The 16,971-nt window shown below is 73.1% G+C and carries 10 protein-coding genes; 1 reads left to right on the top strand and 9 read right to left on the bottom strand.

Annotated elements, in window-relative coordinates; genetic code table 11:
• Positions 1-48 precede the first annotated feature (48 nt).
• Together ABD327_RS15800 and ABD327_RS15805 are read right to left on the bottom strand one after the other, a co-directional pair.
• Positions 49-771 carry a LytR/AlgR family response regulator transcription factor gene (locus tag ABD327_RS15800; protein ID WP_344451123.1) on the bottom strand — a complete coding sequence of 241 codons (723 nt, stop codon included), beginning with the start codon at positions 769-771 and terminating at the stop codon, positions 49-51.
• Positions 772-802: 31 nt separating this feature from the next.
• A complete protein-coding gene (locus ABD327_RS15805) occupies positions 803-1,936 on the bottom strand; it encodes a sensor histidine kinase (RefSeq protein WP_344451124.1) in 1,134 nt (377 codons plus the stop codon).
• Between the two features lie 53 nt (positions 1,937-1,989).
• Between ABD327_RS15805 and ABD327_RS15810 the strand changes: the two genes are divergently transcribed.
• Positions 1,990-2,898 (top strand): formylglycine-generating enzyme family protein, encoded by a 909-nt coding sequence (locus tag ABD327_RS15810; protein ID WP_344451126.1) that lies wholly within the window; start codon positions 1,990-1,992, stop codon positions 2,896-2,898.
• Positions 2,899-3,117: 219 nt separating this feature from the next.
• On the opposite strand, the gene ABD327_RS15815 is transcribed toward ABD327_RS15810, so the two are convergent.
• From ABD327_RS15815 to ABD327_RS15845, 7 genes are all read right to left on the bottom strand, one after another.
• Entirely contained in the window at positions 3,118-5,016 is a 1,899-nt protein-coding gene (locus ABD327_RS15815) for a serine/threonine-protein kinase (protein ID WP_344451127.1), read from the bottom strand.
• A 222-nt stretch (positions 5,017-5,238) separates the two neighbouring features.
• Positions 5,239-6,222: an ABC transporter ATP-binding protein gene (locus ABD327_RS15820; RefSeq protein WP_344451128.1), complete on the bottom strand. Its 984-nt coding sequence runs from the start codon at positions 6,220-6,222 to the stop codon at positions 5,239-5,241.
• A gap of 214 nt (positions 6,223-6,436) precedes the next feature.
• A complete protein-coding gene (locus ABD327_RS15825) occupies positions 6,437-7,174 on the bottom strand; it encodes a thioesterase II family protein (protein WP_344451129.1) in 738 nt (245 codons plus the stop codon).
• Positions 7,175-7,185: 11 nt separating this feature from the next.
• Positions 7,186-7,866 carry a GNAT family N-acetyltransferase gene (locus ABD327_RS15830; RefSeq protein WP_344451130.1) on the bottom strand — a complete coding sequence of 227 codons (681 nt, stop codon included), beginning with the start codon at positions 7,864-7,866 and terminating at the stop codon, positions 7,186-7,188.
• Between the two features lie 2 nt (positions 7,867-7,868).
• Positions 7,869-8,081 (bottom strand): MbtH family protein, encoded by a 213-nt coding sequence (locus ABD327_RS15835; RefSeq protein WP_344451131.1) that lies wholly within the window; start codon positions 8,079-8,081, stop codon positions 7,869-7,871.
• 29 nt (positions 8,082-8,110) lie between these two features.
• Complete coding sequence (locus tag ABD327_RS15840) at positions 8,111-11,935, bottom strand: amino acid adenylation domain-containing protein (protein WP_344451133.1); 3,825 nt, start codon at positions 11,933-11,935, stop codon at positions 8,111-8,113.
• The coding region (locus tag ABD327_RS15845) for an amino acid adenylation domain-containing protein (RefSeq protein WP_344451134.1) at positions 11,932-16,971 on the bottom strand (5,040 nt) is incomplete at its 5' end. The genes ABD327_RS15840 and ABD327_RS15845, both read right to left, overlap by 4 nt.

The raw sequence follows: 16,971 nt of genomic DNA on the forward strand, positions 1-16,971 counted from the left end.
GCGTCCACCCGGCCAGCATGCAGGCGAACGCGCCGGGACACGCCGAGATCACGGGCGGTCCCGCCTCAGCAGCCGGTCCCGGAGCTCGCGGGTGTGACGCCGGCTCACCGGGAGCTCGTTCCCGGCGACCACGACGGTGCAGCGGCCGCTGTCGAGGCGGAGTTCGGTGATGTGCTGGACGGCGACCAGGTGGCTGCGGTGGATGCGCAGCAGGCCCGCGTCGCGCCAGCGGTCCTCCAGCGCGGTGAGGGGGATGCGGACGAGATGGCTGCCGGAGGCCGTGTGGAGGCGTGCGTAGTCGCCCTGGGCCTCGATGTAGTGGACCTCGCCCGGCTGGACGAACCGGGTGACGCCGGAGAGCTCGACGGCCAGGGGCTCGGGCTCCGGCGGGGGCGGGGCGGTGTCGTCGGTGATGCGGCGGACGGTCTCGGCCAGCCGTTCGGGCCGCACCGGTTTGAGGAGGTAGTCGGCCGCCTGGATCTCGAAGGCCTGGACGGCGTGCTCCTCGTGCGCGGTCACGTAGACCAGGCGGGGCGGGGTGGCGAACTGGGCGAGGAGCCTGCCCAGCACGATGCCGTCCAGGCCGGGCATCCGGACGTCCAGGAAGACCGCGTCGAAGGGCCTGTCCGCCGCCAGAGCCCGGTCCAGGGCGCGCAGCGCCGCCGCGCCGTCGCGGACGCCGCTGACCTCGCCGATCCTGGGATCGGAGCGCAGCAGGTACACCAGGTCGTCCAGGGCGGGGGCCTCGTCGTCGACTGCCAGCACACGCATCCACAAAGCGTGATGACCCTCACATTAGATGTCAACCGGCCGAAACCCCCGGATGATATTTGGGCACCCGGAGGCCGACCTTCGTCCCGGCCCCGGCGGCCGTCTCGACCACCAGGCCGTAGTCGTCGCCGTAGACCTGGCGCAGCCGGGAGTCCACGTTGGCCAGGCCGATCCCGCCCTCGCCCGACCGCTCCCCCGCCAGCACCCGGCGCATCTCCTCGGGGTCCATGCCGACGCCGTCGTCCTCCACGCTGATCCGGCACTCGGCTCCGGCGTCCTCGGCCAGCAGGATGATCCGCCCCGGCCCCGGCCGCCCCTCGAGACCGTGCCGGACCGCGTTCTCCACCAGCGGCTGCAGGCACAGGAACGGGACGGCCACCGGCAGCACCTCCGGCGCGATCCGCAGCGTCACCCGCAGCCGGTCCTCGCCGAACCGGGCGCGGGCCAGCAGCAGGAAACGGTCGACGTTGCGCAGCTCCTCGGCCAGCGTCGTGAAGTCCCCGTGCCGCCGGAAGGAGTAGCGGGTGAAGTCGGCGAACTCCAGCAGCAGCTCCCGCGCCTGCTCCGGGTCCGTCCGCACGAACGAGGCGATCGTGGTGAGGGCGTTGTAGATGAAATGCGGAGAGATCTGCGCCCGCAGCGCCCTGACCTCGGCCTCCGCCAGCAGCGTCCGGGACCGGTCGAGCTCGGCCAGCTCCAGCTGGGTGTCCACCCACCGGGCGACCTCCTCGGTGGCCCGCACCAGCCCCGCCGAGGCCTGCTCCCCGTAGGCGATCAGCGCCCCCACCACCTCGCCGTCCGTGGTCAGCGGCACCACGACGGCCGCGCGCCCGTCCGGCAGCTCCACCACCCGGGCGCGCCCCGAGGCGAGGGTCTCGGCGGCGAGCCCCAGCGCGTCCCCGGGCCCGGTGAGCACCTCGTCCCGGCAGGTGATCGCCAGCCCGTCCGCGCCCAGCAGCTCCCGCAGGTGCCGCCCCGCCTTCTCCGCGCCCTGCCGGGTCAGCCCGCCGCGCAGCGCGGGCGCGGCCAGCGAGGCCTTGTGCAGCGTCTCGAACGCGGCCCGTTCCACCGGCCCGCCGAGATCACGCCGCCGCAGCCGCACCAGCAGGGACACGGCCCCCGCCACCAGAACCACCGCCAGCCCGGCCGGCAAGACGAATTCCACCCGGCAAAGCTAACCCGGACGGCGGCTTCCGGGCGGAAGATAACCTGGGTTTCATGACCGCCGAGTCCTCCGTCCCCCCCTGCTGCGCCGCCTCCCGTCCCGCCTCCGCGCCCCAGCCGGTCGCGCTGAGCGCTCCCCCGGCGCGGAAGAACACCCCTCTGAAAGGCATGATCAGGCTGGAGGGCGGCGTCTTCCGGATGGGCAACGAGGACGAGAAGGCCAATCCGCTGGACGGCGAGGGTCCCGTCCGCGAGGTGAAGGTCGATCCCTTCCTGATCGACCCCACTACGGTCACCAACGCCCAGTTCGCCCGCTTCATCAAGGAGACGGGCTACGTCACCGAGGCCGAGCGCTTCGGCTGGTCCTTCGTCTTCCACCTGCTCCTGCCCCCCGACGCCGCCTCGAGCACCCCCGCCCCCGACGGCACCCCCTGGTGGCGCGCCGTCGAAGGCGCCTACTGGAAGTCTCCCGAGGGCCCGGGTTCCGACGTCCGGCGCCGCCAGAAGCACCCCGTCATCCACGTCTCCTGGAACGACGCCACGGCCTACGCCGCCTGGGCGGGCAAGCGCCTCCCCACCGAGACCGAATGGGAGTTCGCCGCCCGGGGCGGCCTCGACCAGGCGAGGTACCCGTGGGGCGACGAGCTGACCCCGCGCGGCCAGCGCCGCTGCAACGTCTGGCAGGGCCAGGGCGTCTTCCCCGACCACCACACCGGCACCCCCGGCCCGGTGGCCGCCGACTCCTACCGCCCCAACGCCTACGGCCTCTACAACACCGTCGGCAACGTCTGGGAATGGGTCGCCGACTGGTTCGACGACACCCGGGACCGCCGCTCCATGCGAGGCGGCTCCTACCTGTGCGACGACTCCTACTGCAACCGCTACCGAGTCGCCGCCCGCACCGCCAACACCCCGGACTCCAGCACCGGCAACACCGGCTTCCGCTGCGCCGCCGACGCCTGACACCCCCGCCGGCCTCATGCGGGCCGAGACCGGTCAGAAGGCTCTCGGGGCGCTCCTGACCGAGCGCTTGGACCGCGCGTGCGACGAGATACCGGATGCCGAACACAGCGGCGACCATGGGGACGAAGCCGAGGAGGTGCCGACCGCCCGCTGACGCCGGACGGCCGGACGAGCCCGTCGAGTCGCCCGTGCCAGCTCGACGGTTCCCGCCCCTGTGGGTCACTCGGTTTCGGCGACGGCCTTGGGGTCGAAGGTGGTGAGGTGGTAGTCGTCGAAGTAGGCGACGGTGGCGGGCCAGTTGCCGTCGTCGCGCTGGACGACGAAGCCGACGCGGCCTCCGGTGTAGGGGGAGGCGGTGTCGGTGTGGTCGAAGGCGAGTTCGCCGTCGACCCAGAGGGCCAGGCGGGTGGTCGTGCCCTCTACCGAGCAGACGCCTTGGATGCGGTGTTCGGCCTCGCCCAGGGGCGGGACGGTGCCCCGGGTCAGGACGGCGCGGGTGCCGGTGGTGGTCTTGGCCAGGCGGGCGTGGCCCTGGCGGTCGACCAGCAGCTCGTAGTTGCTGTTCTTGTCGCCCTCGGCCTCGTCGCCGAAGCACAGGAAGCCGGCGCTGCCCGCCTCGTTGCCCTCGGTGATCTGCATCTTGGCCGACAGGAGGAGGTCGTGGTCGGGATCCTTGAGGGTGTTGCGCCACACCCAGTACGTGCCGGAGGTGTCGGGGGTCTCCTGGCGCCACCTGCCGTTGTCGTAGGTGGCGGCGGTCAGGTTCGTGGGGAAGCCGGACGAGCGGTCGCCGAAGTCGTCGGGGCCGATGATGGTGTGCAGCGCCGCCGGAGGGGGCGTCCGCCTCGGGCCCTTCTTCTTCTCCTCGTCGCCGCCCAGCACGTACAGGGGGCTGGCGGGCACCACCAGCAGCGCGGCGATCAGGACGGCCAGCGCGCCCACGGCGATGAACGCGCCGTACAGGACGGCCTTGCCGCCTCCGCCTCCTCCGCCGGGCGCGGTGGGCTGCCAGGAGGAGGGCGCCGGGCCGCCCCACTGGCCCTGCGGCGGGACAGGGGTCTGCGGCGGGTAGGAAGGCTGGGGCTGGGGCTGCTGAAAGGGTTGAGAGGGCTGGGAGGGCTGCATCCAGGGCAGCGGGGTCTGCTGCTGGGGCTGCGCCGGGCCCGGCTGCTGCATCGGCTGCGGCGTGGGCGTCGGCCCGCCGTTCGGCTGGAAGGCGGACGAGGGTGCGACGGGTGCGGGCGGGTGCTGCTGCCAGGTGGTCTCGACCTGCTGGACGGCCTGCTCGGGCACCACGGCGGGCTGGCCCATCAGGTAGGCCAGGAGCTGCGGGACGGTGGGGCGCAGCCGGGGGTTCTTGTTGAGGGCCTGCTCGACGATGGTCCGCAGCCGGCCCTCGAGGCCCTCCAGCACCGGGTCGCCCTGGCTGATCCGATAGATGATCTCCGGGAGGGTCTGCGCCTCGAAGGGCGAGCGGCCGTTGGCGGCGAAGGCCACCACGCAGCCCCAGGAGAACACGTCCACGGCGGGGGTGAGCGGCTCCTGGCGCAGCAGCTCGGGCGCCAGGAACGCCGGGGTGCCGATCATCGCGCCGGTCCTGGTGATCTGCCCCTCGCCGTCCACGGTGCGGGCGATCCCGAAGTCGATCACCCGCGGGCCCAGCGGCGACAGCAGCACGTTGGAGGGCTTGAGGTCGCGGTGCACCAGCCCGGCGGCGTGGATGGCCGACAGCGCGGTCGCCATGCCGACCGCCAGGCCCTCCAGGTCGGCGTCGCGCAGCGGGCCTCCCGCCAGGACCGCCTGGTCAAGGGTCGGCCCGGGGACGTACTGGGTGACGACGTACAGCGGCGGGTTCTCCAGTTCGGCGTCGAGCACCGCCGCGGTGCAGAAACGCTGGACCCGTCCGGCCGCGTGGACCTCGCGCCGGAACCGTTCCCGGAAGCGGGGGTCGTCGGCCAGGTCGGGATTGATCACCTTGACCGCCACCCGGCTGCCGTCGGGCGCCTCGCCGAGGTAGACGATGCCCATGCCGCCCCGGCCCAGCCTGCCGAGCAGCCGGTAGGAGCCCAGCCGTTCGGGGTCGCCGCTCTCCAGCGGTCCGGTCGAGGGTTCACTCACGGGATCGATCCTCCATCGCGGGGGCGGGCCGTCAGGGGCGGCGCGGGGCACGGCCCGTACGGTGTCGCCGCGGAGGGAGCGCGCTGCGCACCCGTACCAACATCATGACCCAAACCGTACGCTACCGGAATCGCGGGCCGGTGCCGCTCGAGACGCGGAACCCGGGCACGCCGCCGACCGGGCTCGGCGGAGGCCTCACCCGGTCGCGGCGCCGTCAGGCGGTCAGCGGGCCGTCAGGCGGTCCCAGTCGACGAGCCAGTCCCGGCCCTCGTCGTCGACGAACGAGCCGGGCGGGGCCTGCAGGCCGTGCGCCTGCAGCCACTGGCCGGGGCGCTGCTGGAAGGGGCGGGGCCGGCCGCTGCTGGGCATGAGCTGCGGCGGGATCGGCGCGGGTTTGGCGTTCGTCCGCCAGGTGGAGTCCTCCAGGCTGAGGGCGGCGGCGTCCTTCTCCTCGGCCATGCCGATGGGGCCCTCCCGGCGGGCGTTGAAGAACTGGGTGACGGCGGGGTCGCGGCTGGTGAGCATCATCTCCCGCGGCCCGAACGCCACGAGCCCGCGCCGGAACAGCAGCCCCAGGTTGTCGGGGAGCACCCGGGCGGTGCCGATGTCGTGGGTGACGATGAGGATGGTCGCGCCGGTCTCGGCGTTGATGTCGGTGAAGAGCTGGTTGAGGTAGGCGGTGCGCACCGGGTCGAGCCCCGAGTCGGGTTCGTCCACCAGCAGGATCTCGGGGTCGAGCACCAGCGCGCGGGCCAGCCCGGCGCGTTTGCGCATCCCTCCGGAGATCTCGCCGGGCAGTTTGTTCTCCGCGCCGACCAGTCCCACCATCTCCATCTTGGACATGGTGATCTCGCGGATGCTGCGCTCCTTGAGCTTGGTGTGCTCGCGCAGCGGGAACGCGACGTTCTCGTACACGCTCATCGACCCGAACAGAGCGCCGTCCTGGAACAGCACCCCGAAGCGCCGCCTCAGGTCGTGGAGGCGGCGTTCGTGCAGTTCGGGGACGTCCACGCCGTCCACCCACACGTGTCCCCGATCGGGCCGCAGCAGCCCGATGAGGTTCTTCAGGAAGACCGACTTGCCCGTTCCCGACGGTCCGAGCAGGGCGGAGATCTGCCCTGCCGGAATGGTGAACGACACGTCCTCCCAGATGACCTGACGCCCGAAGGACTTCTTCAGCCCCTCCACCCTGATCTCGACTCCCATGACCGGAACGTACGCCGGGATCGGGGGCTTGAGGGGGCCCAAACCGGGACAGACGACCGCAGCGAAGCGAGGATCGGCTGCTCCCCCTCGGGGGTCTGGGGGTCGCCCCCCAGAAGAACACAGACGACCGCAGCGAAGCGAGGATCGGCTGTCCCCTTCGGGGGTCTGGGGGTCGCCCCCCAGAAGAACACAGACGACCGCAGCGAAGCGAGGATCAGGCCGCGGGGATGCCCAGGGCCTTGTGGATCTCGGCCAGCAGTTCGGGCAGCTGGTCGTTGAGGTAGAAGTGGTCGCCGGGGAAGGCGCGCAGTTCGAACGGGCCGTCGGTGAGCTCGGCCCAGCGGGAGACCTTGTCGACGGTGCCGTGCGGGTCGGCCTCGCCTGCCAGTCCGGTGACGGGGACGTTCAGTCTCGGGCCCGCTTGGTGGACGTACTTCTGGATCAGCCGGTAGTCGGCCCTGACGTAGGGCAGGACGAGTTCGCGCAGTTCGGGGTCGGCCAGCGCCGCGGCGTCGGTTCCGCCCAGTTTCACCAGTTCGGCGACCAGCCTGTCGTCGTCCTCGTCGGCCGGATTGCCGCTCTCCTCGCGCAGGTGGGCGGCGGGCGCGGCGGACATGAACAGGTGCACCGGTGGGACGCCCTTGGCCTGGAGCAGCAGGGCCGTCTCGTAGGCGAGGATGGTGCCCATGCTGTGGCCGAAGAAGGCCAGCGGCCGGTCGGTGAGGGGGCCGAGCGCGGCGGCGATCAGCCGGGCCGCCTGCCGGGCGTCGGTCATCATCGGCTCGCGGATCCGGTCGGCGCGGCCGGGGTACTGGACGGCGTGCACCTCCAGCGCGGGGCTGGCGGCCCTGCCCCAGCCCCGGTAGGCGACGGCCGAGCCGCCCGCGTGCGGGAAGCAGACCAGCCGGGTCGTGGCCCAGGGCCGCGGGTCGGGGCAGCGAAGCCAGCTCACGGTGCGTCCTCTCAGATCTTCTCGGTGACCGGTGCCTCGACGGGGCCGTCCTCCGGCTCCAGCCGGGAGTCGCGGGGGTCGCCGGGCAGCGGCCAGGGTGCCAGCCGGGGGTCGGGGACCCGTTTGACCAGCGTGGTCTCGGCCGCGACGGCGAAGCCGCGCCGCAGGTAGTTGGTCTTGGCGTTGGGGTGGTCGAGCGTGCTGGTGCGCAGCCAGACGCGTTCGGTCGGCCCGAGCCCGTCGCCCCACAGCCTGCCGCGCTGCCAGGCGCGGCGCACGCACTGCTCCACCAGGTAGCCGCCGAAGCCGCGCCCGACGAACGCCGGGACCAGCCCGACGAGGTGGACCTCGGTGTCGCCGTCGGGCTGGGCCTCCAGCTCGAAGTAGCCGGCGACGGTGCCCTCGGCCAGCGCGATCCAGGTCGCGAGCTCGGGGCGGTCCACCCATTTGGCCCAGTCCTCGAACGTCCAGGAGAACCGGTCCGTCCAGCAGACCCTGGCGCCGACCGCGGCGTACATGGCCCGGCTGAAGTCCGGGGAGGGCACGCTCGCGAGGCTGAAGGTCAGCTCGCCCGACGGGAGGGGGCTCGGCCTGAGCAGGTCGGGATCCCTCATCTCCATGTCCCACTCGGTGACGGCGAGCTCCGCCTCGCCCATCTCCGCCGCCGCCTTCTCGTCCTCCGGGAAACCCAAGGTCAGGAGCCCATGGCCTCGACGAGGCTCTTGGGGCGCATGTCCGTCCAGTTCTCGTTGATGTACTCCAGGCAGGCCTGGCGGGTGTCGGCGGCCTTCTCGACGGTCCAGCCCGCGGGGATCTCGGCGAACGTGGGCCACAGCGAGTACTGGCCCTCGTCGTTGATCAGCACCACGTAGGTGGTCTCGTCGTTCTCGAACGGGTTGGTGGCCATGGGGGGTCCTTCCATACCGGGGTGAATTATCAGTCTTTCAAGCGAGTCGACAGCACTTGGGCGATCTTTTGGACCGCTTCCGGTTCCATCAGGAAATGGTGCTCGACGGCCAGGTCGTGCCGCTCGACGCCGCGCACGTAGGGGTCCCAGATCGAGGGGTCCGGCGAGTCCGGCAGCAGGCCCTCGGTCGCCCGGAAGAACAGCAGGTCCGCCCGGACCGGCCCGTCGGGCACGTAGCCGTCCACGATCCGCAGCCCGTTCTCGTACGTGCTGTAGACCGCGAGGAGCTGCTCTTCCTCCAGGGTGGAGAAGGCGTCGCCGCGGGCCCGGAGCTCCGCCATGATCGCGTCCAGGTCCGGGTTGAGAGGGTCGTCGCCCGCGACGCTCTCGTCGATGCCGATCGCCTGCATCAGCTCGGGGACGACCTCGCGTTCGGAGGCCTCCAGGTCCTGGGAGTGGAAGGAGTCGAGCATGCACAGCAGCTCCACCTCCTCCCCCGCCTCCTCCAGGATGCGGGCCGCCTCGAAGGCGACCAGCCCTCCGAGCGACCATCCCAGCAGGTGGTAGGGACCGGAAGGGCGGACCTTCCGCATCTCCGCCACGTAGTCCTCCGCCATCTCCCGGATCGACGCGGCCCGGTACCCCGCCTCGCGGAGCGTCCGCGACTGCAGCCCGTAGACCGGGCGCCCCGGCAGGTGCGGCAGCAGCGCGAAGTAGGGCCAGGACAGTCCCGACGCCGGGTGCACGCAGAACAGCGGCGCGCCCTCGCCCTTGGTCCGGATCGGCAGCAGCACGTCCAGTCCGAGTTCGGGCTCGTCCCCGGCCGCCAGCAGTCCCTCGACGGTCTGGTGGGTGAAGACCATGCGGGGGGTGAGGTCGAGTCCCGCCTGCTTGGCCAGCGCGGCCAGGCGCAGCGCGGCGATGCTGTCGCCGCCCAGGTCGAAGAAGCTCACGTCCGCGAGGACCCCGGGCAGTCCCAGCACCTCGGCGAACAGCCCGCAGAGGGTCTCCTCCTCGGGCGTGCGCGGCGCGCGTCCCTCGACGCCCAGGTCGGGGGCGGGCAGCGCGGCGCGGTCGAGCTTGCCGCTGCCGTTGAGCGGGAAGGACTCCAGCACCACGGCGGCCGCCGGGACCATGTAGGACGGCAGGCTCTCGCCCAGGAAGCGGCGCAGGTCGTCCGGTTCCAGCGCGCAGCCCTCGTGCGGCACCGCGTAGGCGACCAGCCGCCGCTCCCCCGGCCGGTCCTGCCGGGCCAGCACAGCCGCCTGCGCGACGTAGGGGTGCGCGCCGAGCGCCGCCTCGATCTCGCCCAGCTCGATCCGGAAGCCGCGGATCTTCACCTGGTGGTCGGCGCGGTCCAGGTACTCCAGCAGGTCGCCCCGGCGGCGCACCAGGTCGCCGGTGCGGTACATGCGCTCGCCCGGCCCGCCGAACGGGTCGGCGACGAACCTCTCGGCGGTCAGGCCGGGCCTGCGCAGGTAGCCGCGGGCCAGTCCCGACCCCGCCAGGTACAGCTCGCCGGGGGTGCCGTCGGGCACCGGGCGCAGCGCCTCGTCCAGCACGTACAGGCGGGTGTCCTCCAGCGGGCCGCCCAGCGGGGCGGTGTTCCGGCCGTCCAGCGCCGGGCGCATCGGCTGGAGGGCGGCGTAGGTCGTCGCCTCGGTCGGCCCGTAGGCGTTGCAGAGCCTGAGGTCCGGGCAGGCGTCCAGGACGGCGCGCATGGCGCGGACGTTGCCGGCCTCGCCGCCGGTGTGCAGGCTCGAGAGCCCGGCGAAGACCTCCGGCCGCTCGGCGGCCATGAGGTTGAACAGGCTCGTGGTGACGAACGCCGCGGTGAGGCGCTCCCGTTCGGCGAGCAGGGCGAAGCCCTCGGTGTCCAGTTCCCCCGGCGGGGCGATCACGGCGGTGCCGCCGTTCAGCAGCGGCACCCACATCTCGTAGGTGGAGGCGTCGAAGGCGTGGGCGGAGAACACCAGTATCCGCTCGCCGTCGGCCTTCACCCGGCTGTCGGTGACGAAGTCGACGACCTCGCGGTGGGGGACGCCGACGCTCTTGGGCAGGCCGGTCGACCCGGACGTGAAGATGGCGTAGGCGAGCCGGTCGGGCGTCACCGGCGCGGGCGGGGCGATCGGGCCGTCGACCGGGCGGTCGACCCGGACGGTCCGCGCCTCGGGCGTGAACCCGGGGTCGGCGAACGCCTCGTCGAGCAGCAGCACGGGCGCGCCGCTCTCTCGCAGCGCCCAGGCCCGGCGGTCGGCCGGGTAGCTGTGGTGGATCGGCACGTAGTAGCCGCCCGCTTTGAGGACGGCCAGGGTCGAGACCAGCACCTGCGGGCCGCGTTCCAGCAGCATCGCGACCGGGGTCTCGGGGCCGACGCCCAGCTCCGCCAGGCGCCCGGCGAGCCGTCCCGACCGCTCGTCCAGCTCCGCGTAGGTGATCGACTCCCCGCCGTGGCGGATCGCGACGGCGTCCGGCCGCGCGGCCGCCACCTCGGCGAACAGGCCGGTGACGGATCGGGCCTCTCGGCCGGTGACGCGGCCCCGCGCGGCCAGGGCCCGCTCGCGTTCGTCCCCGGTGAGCAGGTCGAGACGGGCCACCTGGAGTCCAGGCTGCTCCGCGATGGCCTCGAGGACCTTGCGCAGCCGACTGATCAGCCGTTCGGCCTCCTCGGAGGTGAACAGGTCGGGCCGGTAGTCCAGCCGCACCGACAGCTCCCGCCCCGGCACCGCGGCGAGCGAGACCGGGTAGTGGGTGGCGTCGTACATCTCCGCCGAGCCGATCTTGACGCCGTTCAGGTCGACGGCCTCGGCCTCGGGGTCGAAGGGGTAGTTCTCCAGCACGGTGACGGTGTCGAACAGCGCGCCCAGCCGGATGAGGCCCTGGATCTCGGCGAGCCCCAGGTGGTGGTGGGCCAGGAGGTCCATCTGCTCGCCCTGCACCCGGCGCAGCGCGCCGGCGAGGGTGTCGCCGGGTTCGACCCTGATCCGGATCGGCAGGGTGTTGATGAACAGCCCGACCATCTGCTCGACCCCGGCCAGCTCCGGAGGGCGCCCGGAGACGACGCCGCCGAAGACCACGTCGGTCCGGCCGGTCTCCGTCCCGAGGACCAGACCCCAGGCGAGCTGGAGCACGGTGTTGAGGGTGACGCCCTCGGCGCGGGCGCGGGCGTTCAGCGCGGTCGTGAGCTTCTCGTCCAGCGTCAGGGTGAGCTTCACGGGGGCCGCGGTTCCCTCGACGGCCTGCGGGCGGATCAGGGTGGGTTCCTGCACCCCTTCCAGCGCGCGGCTCCAGGCGGCCTCGGCGGCGGGCCGGTCCTGGCGGGAGACCCAGGCCAGGTAGTTCTTGTACGGGGTGACCCTCGGCAGCACGGAGGCGTCCCCGCCGGTGACGTAGAGGGCGAACAGCTCGGTCTGCAGGATCGGGGTGGACCAGCCGTCCAGCAGGATGTGGTGGTTGGTGAAGACCAGGTGATGGACGTCGGGGGCCGAGCGCACCAGGGTGAACCGCAGCAGCGGGGGGCGGCCCAGGTCCCAGCGGTGCGCCCGCTCCCGGGCGGCGATCTCCTCGACCTCGCCGACGGGCGCCTCGAGCTCCTCGAACGGCACCCGCACGGCCTTGGCGACGAGCTGCACCGAGTCGCCCTGCTTGCGCTGGCGGAACGCCGCCCGCAGGTTGGCGTGGCGGGCGACGAGGGCCTGCGCGGCGTTCCTGAGCGCGGGCACGTCCAGGGGCCCGTCCAGGCGCAGCACGACCTGCGCCGAGTAGACGTCCGCGTCCGCGTCGAACAGGGCGTGGAAGAACAGTCCCTGCTGAAGCGGCGACAGCGGCAGGACGTCTTCGAGGTTGCCGCTCACAGGTCCCAGTCCTCCAGCTCCGATGCGAACTCGTCCAGCTCGTCCTGGCTGACCGACACCAGTTCGATGTCGGACGGGGTGAAGCCGCCCGCGCCGTCCTGCTCCGCGTGCCGGACCAGCCCGGTCAGGGCGGTGAACCACAGTCCGGCCAGCTCCCGCACCTCGGCCTCGGCCAGCAGCCCGCCGGCCCACGTCCAGGTGGCGCTGAGGCGCGCACCGTCCGGGGCGTCGTCGGTGTGGCAGTTGACCTCGAGCGCGTGCGGCAGGGACAGGCCGGAGTCGTGGCCGCCGCCGAGGGCGTGGTTCAGCTCCGCCGGGGCGGGCGACCATTCGCCGCCCTCGCCGGCCGCGACCCGGCCGAGGTAGTTGAACGCCAGCTGAGGCGAGACCGCGACCGCCGGCTTCCCGGCGGCCCCGGATCCGGCGTACCGCAGCAGCCCGTAGCCGATGCCGCTGTCGGGCGCTTCGCGCAGTTGCTCCTTGACGAGCTTGATCGCGGTGCCGACGGCCGGGCCGCCGTCGGCGACCTCGCTCCAGGTCAGCAGGCCCGGGTCGAGCCGGACGGGATGGATGCTGGTGAACCAGCCGGCCGTCCGGGACAGGTCCACACCGGGGATGATCTCCTCGCGGCCGTGGCCTTCGAGGTCGACCAGCACCGCCGGGCCGCCGTCCCGGCCGCGCCGGGCCCGCCATTCGGCGACGGCCAGCGCGAGCCCGGTCAGCAGCACGTCGTTGACCCTGCCGTGGAAGGCGGCCGGGACGCTGGACAGCAGCGGTCCGGTGACGTCCTCGTCCAGCGTCAAGGTCAGCTCTCCCGCGGTGGCGAACGTGTCGCGGGCGGGGTCGAGCGGGCGGGAGCCCAGCACCGGGTCGGGGGTGGCGGCGAGCTCGGTCCAGTACGGCAGTTCGGCGGCCCTGGCAGGCTCGGACGCCTCGGCGGCCAGCCGCTGCGCCCACCGGCGGAACGAGGTGCCGACCGGCTGGAGCTCGATCCCGCCGAGCGCGGTCACCAGGTCGGGCAGCAGGATCCGCCAGGAGACGCCGTCCACGACCAGGTGGTGGGCGGTGAACAGCAGCAGGCCCGGTTCGTCGCCGGCGTCCAGCCAGTGCAGCCGGGTGACCTCCCCGGAGGCGGGGTCGAGCGCGGCGCGCGCCTCGGCTCCGGTCCGGGCGAGGGCCTCGGCCAGTGTCTCGCCGGACAGGCCGCGGATGTTCACGACGTCGACGAACGCCTCGCGGGCGCCCTTCTCCCGCACCTCGTAGACTCCGCCGGCCGTCTTCAGCCGGAGCATGTCGTGGTGGTCGAGCACGGCCTGGTAGGCGGTGGTGAGAGCGGCGGCGTCCAGGTGCGGCGGCACGCGCAGCAGCATCCGCTGGCTGTAGGCGGAGGTCGGGCCCTGGAGTTCCTCGAACCAGCGCATGATCGGGGTGGCCGGGACGGGGCCGATGCCTGCGCCCTCCGGTTCGGCCTCCACGGTGTCCTCGTCGGCGGGGCGGGCGACCGCGGCGAGGTCGGCGACGGTCTGGTGCTGGAACACCTCGCGCGGGGTGACGACCAGCCCGGACTGGCGGGCCCGGGACACCAGCTGGATCGCGATGATCGAGTCGCCGCCCAGGTCGAAGAACCCGTCGTCGATGCCGACCCGCTCGAGGCCGAGGACCTCGGCGAACAGCGCGGCGAGGGTCTCCTCCTGCGGGGTGCGCGGGGCGCGTCCGGTGACGGCCGCGGAGAAGTCCGGCGCGGGCAGCGCCCGGCGGTCGAGCTTGCCGTTGGCGGTCAGCGGCAGCGCGTCCATCGCGACGACTGCGGCGGGGACCATGTGGTCGGGCAGATCCTGGCCTGCGAACCGGCGCAGCTCCGCCGAGTCGACGGGCTCCCCCGCCGTGTTCACGACGTAGGCGACGAGCCGCTTGTCCCCCGGCCGGTCCTCGCGGACGATCACCGCCGCGTCCGTCACGGCCGGGTGGCGGACGAGCGCCGCCTCGATCTCGCCGAGTTCGATCCGGAAGCCGCGCAGCTGGACCTGGTCGTCGGCCCGGCCCAGGTACTCCAGGCCGCCGCCGCGCCGCCAGCGGCCCAGGTCGCCGGTGCGGTACATGCGCGAGCCGGGCTCCCCGAACGGGTCGGCGACGAACCGGAGAGCCGACAGGTCGGGCCGGTTCAGGTAGCCGCGCGCCAGGCCCGCGCCCGCGACGTACAGTTCGCCGACGGTCCCGGCGGGCACCGGCTGGAGCGCGTCGTCCAGCACGTAGACGCGCAGGTCCGGGATGCCGACGCCGATGATCGAGCCGGGCGCCTCCTGGCAGTACGCCCGGTCGAGCGCGATGTAGGAGACGTGCACGGTCGTCTCGGTGATGCCGTACATGTTGACGAGCCGGGGCGCGTCGTCGGCGTGGCGGGAGTACCAGTCCTCCAGCCGCCCGAGTTCCAGCGCCTCGCCGCCGAAGACGACGTACCGCAGGCTCAGCGCGGTGCCGGGGTTCGCGGCGTCGGCGGCCATGAGCTGGTAGAAGGCCGACGGCGTCTGGTTGAGGACGGTGACCTTCTCCGCGGCCAGGAGCTTGAGGAAGTCCTCCGGGGACCGCGACGTCAGGTACGGCACGACGACGAGGCGTCCGCCGTTCATCAGCGGGCCCCACAGCTCCCAGACGGAGAAGTCGAACGCGTAGGAGTGGAAGAGCGTCCACACGTCGTCCGGGCCGAAGCCGAACCACTCGTCCGTCGAGGCCATCAGCCGGATGACGTTCTGGTGCGGGATCACCACGCCCTTGGGGCGGCCCGTGGAGCCGGACGTGTAGATGACGTACGCCGGGTTGTCCGGCGACATCGGCACGTCCGGGTTGGAGGCGTCGAGGGAGTCCAGGTCCGCCGACTCCAGCAGGGCGGCGTCGACGGTGAGGACCGGCTCGGAGTCCTCCAGCATGTAGGCGATCCGGTCGGCCGGGTAGTCCGGGTCGACCGGGACGTACGCGGCGCCGGTCTTGAGGACGGCCAGGACGCCGGCGACGAGGTCGAGGGAGCGCGGCAGCGCCAGCGCCACGAACCGCTCAGGGCCCGCGCCGTGCGCGGTCAGGTGCCGTGCCAGCCGGTTGGCGCGCTCGTTCAGCTCCCGGTAGGTGAGGGAGGCGCCCTCGCAGGTGACGGCCACCGCGTCGGGGGTTCGCGCCGCCTGGGCCTCGACCGTCGCGTGGATCGTCGTCCTCGGCGCCCGCGGGGCGGTCCCGCCGACGGCCCAGTCCTCCAGGATGGTGCGGCGCTCCTCCCCGGTGAGGAGGTCGGCGGCGCTGATCGGGGCGTCGGGGTCGGCGGCGACGGCGGCCAGCAGCCGCTGCAGCCGTCCGGCCAGCTCCGAGGCGGTGGACGGGTCGAAGAGGTCGAGCGCGTACTCCAGCCCGGCGGCGATGCCCGCCGGGGAGCCGTCGGCCGCGTGCTTCTCCTCCAGGTACAGCGACAGGTCGTACTTCGCGGCGCCGACGCCCAGGTCTAGCGTCTCGACGATCAGCCCGTCGAGTTCGGCCCTGGCCTCGGGGTTGTTCTGGAAGGACAGCGCCACCTGGAAGAGGGGGTGCCGTCCCATGTGCCGGGCCGGGTTCAGCGCCTCCACGAGCCGTTCGAACGGCATGTCCTGGTGGGCGTAGGCGGCCAGGTCGGTCTCCCGGACCCGGGAGACGAGTTCCCGGAAGGACGGGTCGCCGGAGGTGTCGGTGCGCAGGACGAGCATGTTCACGAACATGCCGATCAGATCGTCCAGGGCCTCGTCGGTGCGTCCGGCGATGGGGGAGCCGACGGGGATGTCGGTGCCCGCGCCCAGCCGGGTGAGCAGCGCCGCGTAGGCGGCCTGCATGACCATGAAGAGGCTGGCGCCGCTCTCGCGGGCCAGGTCCGTCAGGCTCCGGTGCAGTTCGGCGTCGAGTTCGAAGCCGAGCGTGGCGCCCCGGTAGGACGATTGGGCCGGGCGGGGCCGGTCGGCGGGCAGTTCCAGCTGGTCGGGCAGCCCGTCGAGCGCCTGCTTCCAGAACCCGGTCTGCCGGGACAGGAGGCTCTCGGGGTCGTCCTCGGAGCCGAGCAGCTCGTGCTGCCAGAGCGTGTAGTCGGCGTACTGGACCGGCAGCGGGCTCCAGCCCGGCGCCTCTCCCCCGCGCCGGGCGGCGTAGGCCAGCACGACGTCGCGGGCGAGCGGGGCCATGGACCAGCCGTCGCCGGCGATGTGGTGCAGCACCAGCACCAGGACGTGGTCGTCCTCCGCCAGTTCGAGCAGGCCGACGCGGAACGGCGGCTCCAGCGACAGGTCGAAGCCGCGGCCCGCGATCGCGGCGAGCTCGGCGGGCAGCTCCGCCTCGGTGGTCTTCACGACGTTCAGCGCCGGGATCGCGGCGGAGGCGTCCAGGACGAGCTGGCGGGGGGTGCCCGAGGTGTCGGGGAAGACCGTCCGCAGGGGTTCGTGCCGGGTGACGACGTCGGCGAGCGCCGCGCGGACCGCCTCCACGTCCAGTCCGCCGCGCAACCGCAGCGGCAGGGGCATGTTGAAGGTGGCCGACGGGCCCTCGAACCGGTTGAGGAACCACAGCCGCTGCTGGGCGTAGGACAGCGGCACGCTCGCGGGCCGCTCCCGGCGGGCGAGCGCGGGACGGGCCGATCCCTCGGCCTCCTCCAGCCTGGCCGCCAGGCCCGCGACGGTGGGCGCCTCGAACAGCGCGCGGATCGGCAGCTCGACTCCGAGCACCGAGCGCACGCGGCTGATCAGGCGGGTCGCGGTGAGGGAGTCGCCGCCGAGGTCGAAGAAGGAGTCGTCGGTCCCCACCTGCCCGGTGCCGAGGACCTCGGCGAAGACCCCGGTGAGGATCTCCTCCTGGGGGGTGCGCGGGCCCCGGCCGGATCCCAGGCCGAGGTCGGGGGCGGGCAGCGCCCTGCGGTCGAGCTTGCCGTTGGGGGTCAGCGGCAGTTCGGGCAGCGGCATGACCGCCGGGACCATGTAGTCCGGCAGCGTCTGCGCCGCGAACGCCCGCAGTTCCCTGGGCGTGGTCTCGGCGGCCGC

This window comes from Actinocorallia aurantiaca, assembly GCF_039533685.1.
In the GTDB taxonomy this organism is placed as follows: domain Bacteria; phylum Actinomycetota; class Actinomycetes; order Streptosporangiales; family Streptosporangiaceae; genus Actinocorallia; species Actinocorallia aurantiaca.

Excerpts from the sequence above, each read along its gene's own strand:
- ABD327_RS15800 (WP_344451123.1), bottom strand. The coding sequence starts at position 771 with ATGCGTGTGCTGGCAGTCGACGACGAGGCCCCCGCCCTGGACGACCTG.
- ABD327_RS15810 (WP_344451126.1), top strand. The coding sequence starts at position 1,990 with ATGACCGCCGAGTCCTCCGTCCCCCCCTGCTGCGCCGCCTCCCGTCCC.
- ABD327_RS15820 (WP_344451128.1), bottom strand. The coding sequence starts at position 6,222 with ATGGGAGTCGAGATCAGGGTGGAGGGGCTGAAGAAGTCCTTCGGGCGT.
- ABD327_RS15835 (WP_344451131.1), bottom strand. The coding sequence starts at position 8,081 with ATGGCCACCAACCCGTTCGAGAACGACGAGACCACCTACGTGGTGCTG.